Genomic DNA, 4,178 nt, shown 5'->3' with positions numbered 1-4,178 from the left:
GATCTTCGCCGCTTCCTGGATGACCGGCCAGGGGGTTTCCTCCCGGGCGTCCCACTCGGCGGCGGCCGGGCGCACGACCTCGGCGGCGAAGACGCCACCGCCCGGCAGGAGCCGGTGGACGCGACCCGCCCGCTGCCACCCGCCGACGGGACGACCCGGCCCGAGCCGGCCGGTGCGCCGGTCTGGTCCGGTCGGGCCGGGGTGCCGCCGCCACGGGCCGCCGACCCCCGGGAGCCGGCCGAGTGGTACGCCGAGGAGCAGCGCGGCCGACGCTGGTGGACGCCGATCCTGCTGGGGGTGCTCGGGCTCGTCCTGCTGGGGCTGGTCGGGGTGGGGATCTGGCTGGCCCTGCGGGCGGTGGACACCCCGTCGGACGGGACACCGACCCCACCGCCGACGGCCGTGCCGACGACGGGCGCCGCCCCGAGCACCGCACCGCCCACCACCGCGCCGACCACCGGGCCGCCGACGACCCCACCGACCACCGCGCCGTCGACCGAGCCGGCGGCGATCGCGGTGCCGCCGCTGGTCGGCCTCTCCCAGGAGACGGCGGAGGCGCTGCTGGGGCGGCTCGGGTTGTCCTCCCGGGTGCAGACGCGGGAGTCGGACCGGCCACCCGGCACCGTCCTGTCCACCGATCCGGAGGCCGGCCGGCCGGTGAGGCCGGGTGACGAGGTGACCCTGGTGGTGGCCGCCGAGCCGTCGGCGTCGCCGACCGGCACCGCCACCCCGACCGCCACCCCCACCGGGTGACGGGCCCGGGGCGTTCCGCCGGCCCGGCTCACCACATCCGGCGTCGGGTCCCCACCAGGCCCAGCCCGGCCAGGGAGATGGCCAGCCCGAGCAGGCCGGAGTAGAACAGCGACTGGGCGACGGTCTGCGGGTCGTCCGACGGGTGCCGGGGCTCGGCGAGCGCGGAGGCCCCACCGCCGCCGACCCCGGACTGAGTCGTCCCTCGGTCCCCGCCCGGGTCGGCCGCTTCGTCGCCGTCGGCCGGCAGGTCGTCCCCGGGTGGGGTGTCGGGCCGGCTCCCGGCGGGCGGTGCCGGCTCGGGCCGCGTACCGTCGCCGGGCGGGGCGTCGGCGGGCTCGGCCACGGTGATCTCGGGGGCCGGCACCGGCTCGGCGAGCCGGGTGGCCGACTCGGCCGGGTAGCGGGCCACCACCACGAGGGTGAGGACCGTGCCGATCAGGACCAGCAGCCCGAAGGCGTGTCCGAGGCGGGACCTGTGGTGCCGCCGCGCGGCGGGCAGATAGACCATGGCCATCCCAGGTTCAGGGGCCGGATACGCGCGGGGTGGAGACGTTCGCCGGGGTGGGCGTACCGAGTCTATGGCGGCGGTACGCCCTCCGGCCGGGTAATCGGGGAGTCAGCCCACCGCGATCGGCGCGCGGTTGACCGGCCGGCGCGACCGCGCGGTGTGCTGACGCGGTACGGCTGCGGCCCGCAGCTGGGTCAGCCCGGCCCGCTGGACGAAGATCGAGCGGCGGCTGACCGCGTCGCCCGCGGCGTTCAGCTGGTAGCCGTCGAGCCAGAGCCAGCCGTCGTACGTCGGCCAGTCGAGCACCCGGATCACCCGGAAGGTGATCGGTCGGAGGAACTGCACACTGGCGGCGCGGGTCACGTGCAGAACGTCACCGGAGCGGGGAAGCACATGGGCTCCTGGGAGGATATGGCCGGCGTCGCGTGGCCGGCCGGTGCGGAACGGGGACGGATGCGTTTCCGGCGACGGGGTTGTGCCTCGCGGGCCGGTGCTCGTTGTGGTGGTGGCCGGGGGCGTACCCGCTGGTGGTGGATCGCGCCACCCGGCCATCACCCGGCTGCTCACGGGTGTTACCGCTCCCGCCGCCGCAGCCTTCGGGCGTGCAGCGGCGGGGTCATCAACCCGGGGCAGGTCTCGTGGACTCCTGCGGCCCGGGGCACCCACCCGGCCGGGCGAGCCCCGGGTGATGATCACACCGGGAAATCGACCGGAAACGGTGAGTGACTCGAACCATACGGACAGAGTGCATCAGTGTGATGCGGGATGCAAGTTGCACGTAGACTTTTGCCGATACGCGAAGGCGACACGTGAACCGGGCGCTTGATCACGCCGACTCCGGAGCGGCACACTGGACGCGGTTCCGCCCGACGCGGCCGGCCGACGACCGGTTCCACCCCTTTGCCGCGAACGATCGCCCGCCGCCCGTCGGTCGCGCCCCCGGCGGGTGTGGACGCAGGCGCGATCGACCGGAGGTAACCGGGTGAGCGCGAGGCACCAGCTTCCCCCGTCATCGGCACCTGGGGCGATGCGATGAGCGAACGGCGGAGCCCCACCATCCGGCGTCGTCGGCTCGGGGCCGAGCTGCGCCGCCTGCGCGACGGTGCCGGAATCACCATAGAGGCCGTCGCCGAGCAACTGGAGTGCTCCGCCTCCAAGGTCTCGCGGATCGAGACCGGACACACCTCCGCGACACCCCGCGACGTGCGGGACATGCTCCGCATCTACGGGGTGGTGGGCGTGGAGAGCGAGGAACTGGTGCAGATCGCCCGCGAGGCGCGGCAGAAGGGGTGGTGGCATCCCTACAGCACGGTGCTCGTCGGGGCGTACGTCGGCCTGGAGGCGGCGGCCGGCTCCATCCGCGCGTACGAACAGCAGGTCGTGCCCGGTCTGCTGGAGACCGAGGAGTACGCCAGCGCGATGATCCAGGCCGCCCGCCCGGACTTCACCGCCGACCAGGTGCAACAACGGGTGCGTGTCCGACTGGGCCGTCAGTCGTTGTTGACCCAGGACGATCCGGTCGATCTGTGGGTGGTGCTCGATGAAGCGGTGTTGAGTCGGCCGGTGGGCGGTGACGCGGTGATGCGTAACCAGCTCAGGCGGCTGGTGGAGGTGGCCGAACTGCCGAACGTGACGTTGCAGGTCCTGCCCTTCGAGGTGGGAGCGCACGCCGGCATGGACGGGACGTTCACCATTCTCAGCTTCCCCGAATCGGTTGATCCGGATGTCGTGTACGCGGAGAACGCCACGGGTGGGCTCTTCCTGGAGAAGAGCGACGAGCTACAGAAGTACAGCTTCATCTTCGATCACATTCGAGCAGTGGCCAGGCGACCGGAGGAGTCCATAGCACACATCGCAGAACTGGCAGAGGAGCCGTTGTGGAAATGGCGACCAAGAGGTTCCCCGAGGACCTGACGCAGGCAACCTGGTTCAAGAGCTCAAGAAGCGGGCCGAACTGTGACAACTGCGTCGAGGTGGCTTACGTGATCGGGGCGGTCGGGGTACGGGACTCGAAGGACAAGACAGGTCCCGCCCTCGTATTCGCCCCCGGGGAATGGAACGCCTTCGTCGCCGACGCTCGGAACGGCGCGTTCGGCCAACACTGACCAACGCAGCGTGGCGTTGACCGCGGGCCGGTCGGGGGACACTCCCCGGCCGGCCCGTCGCCACTCGCGCCCCGGGTCGTTGAACCCCTCGGTACGGCGCTGGTCGACGATCCGCCGCAGGTGGCGGCAACCGAGCGAGGCAGGCGATACGCAGATGACGACGATCGGCTCAGACAACCTCACCAACGGCCCCGGCAAGACCGAACGGTTCGGCGGGAAGTACCGTGGCGCGCGCCGCGACACAGTGCTCACCGAGGTCGGCGCCGCCGACACCGAGTTGGGCCGCGACAACACCCCCGCCCCCGAGCAGGCCGGCTCGTCGCTGTCGCTGCCCTCGCTCGACCCGAACCCGCTCACCGAGCCGTCGTTCCCGCCGGCCGGCTGGCCGACGGAACCCCCCGAGTCGCTCGTCGACCACCCGCTGCTGCGCGGCCTGCTGCTGGAGTTGCCGCCGAAGGGCAGCGTCCCGCCGCCGGGCTGGCTGGACCGGTGGTTCGAGGCGACCCGGGCGATCCTGGAACTGCTATACGTGCAGGGAGCCGGCCGCAGCCGATGAGGCGGGCAGCCCGGCCAGCGCGGGGCGGGTGCCCGGCAGGGTCCGCTCGGCGAGCCGGCTGTGCCGCAGCCCGTGGCGTACCCCGATGGCGAGGACGGCCAGCCCGCCGACGGTGAGCGCCACCCCGGTCACCCCGGTGCCGGCGCTCAGGTCGAGCCCGCCGGCCCGCAGCAGGCCCGGCAGGGTGGCCAGCGCGGTCACCTGTACGGGCAGCCCGATCAGCGGGTGCCCGGCGGCGGCCCGCAGGCCGTACGGC

7 protein-coding genes and 1 pseudogene are annotated in these 4,178 nt (G+C 73.3%); 4 read left to right on the top strand and 4 right to left on the bottom strand.

Features of this window, described 5'->3' with window-relative positions; all coding sequences use genetic code 11:
• Positions 1-108: acyl-CoA dehydrogenase family protein (locus tag H1A17_RS34965; RefSeq protein WP_228544732.1), on the bottom strand; the 108-nt coding region annotated here is incomplete at its 3' end.
• 6 nt (positions 109-114) lie between these two features.
• On the opposite strand from H1A17_RS34965, the gene H1A17_RS35740 reads away from it, so the two are divergent.
• On the top strand, positions 115-753 hold the full coding sequence (locus H1A17_RS35740; RefSeq protein WP_309236930.1) for a PASTA domain-containing protein: 639 nt from the start codon (positions 115-117) through the stop codon (positions 751-753).
• Between the two features lie 28 nt (positions 754-781).
• Here the strand turns inward: H1A17_RS35740 and H1A17_RS33565 are convergent, their stop codons facing one another.
• Together H1A17_RS33565 and H1A17_RS33560 are read right to left on the bottom strand one after the other, a co-directional pair.
• Positions 782-1,267 carry a hypothetical protein gene (locus H1A17_RS33565; protein WP_145917221.1) on the bottom strand — a complete coding sequence of 162 codons (486 nt, stop codon included), beginning with the start codon at positions 1,265-1,267 and terminating at the stop codon, positions 782-784.
• Between the two features lie 102 nt (positions 1,268-1,369).
• Positions 1,370-1,654 carry a hypothetical protein gene (locus tag H1A17_RS33560; protein WP_088645737.1) on the bottom strand — a complete coding sequence of 95 codons (285 nt, stop codon included), beginning with the start codon at positions 1,652-1,654 and terminating at the stop codon, positions 1,370-1,372.
• A 639-nt stretch (positions 1,655-2,293) separates the two neighbouring features.
• On the opposite strand from H1A17_RS33560, the gene H1A17_RS33555 reads away from it, so the two are divergent.
• From H1A17_RS33555 to H1A17_RS33545, 3 genes are all read left to right on the top strand, one after another.
• Positions 2,294-3,175: a helix-turn-helix transcriptional regulator gene (locus H1A17_RS33555; RefSeq protein ID WP_145917222.1), complete on the top strand. Its 882-nt coding sequence runs from the start codon at positions 2,294-2,296 to the stop codon at positions 3,173-3,175.
• Positions 3,145-3,366 carry a DUF397 domain-containing protein gene (locus tag H1A17_RS33550; protein WP_088645735.1) on the top strand — a complete coding sequence of 74 codons (222 nt, stop codon included), beginning with the start codon at positions 3,145-3,147 and terminating at the stop codon, positions 3,364-3,366. Before H1A17_RS33555 ends, H1A17_RS33550 begins: the two co-directional genes overlap by 31 nt.
• Positions 3,367-3,520: 154 nt before the next feature.
• On the top strand, positions 3,521-3,922 hold the full coding sequence (locus H1A17_RS33545) for a hypothetical protein (protein WP_145917223.1): 402 nt from the start codon (positions 3,521-3,523) through the stop codon (positions 3,920-3,922).
• Here the strand turns inward: H1A17_RS33545 and H1A17_RS33540 are convergent.
• Positions 3,890-4,178: pseudogene (locus H1A17_RS33540) on the bottom strand (hypothetical protein); the annotation flags it as partial. The gene H1A17_RS33545 and the pseudogene H1A17_RS33540 sit on opposite strands and share 33 nt — an antisense overlap.

The sequence above is a fragment of the Micromonospora sp. S-DT3-3-22 genome (assembly GCF_015354745.1).
Classification (GTDB): Bacteria; Actinomycetota; Actinomycetes; order Mycobacteriales; family Micromonosporaceae; genus Micromonospora; species Micromonospora wenchangensis.
Note: the sequence above shows the minus strand (reverse complement) of the source record. Positions and strands in the feature narration are given on the sequence as shown.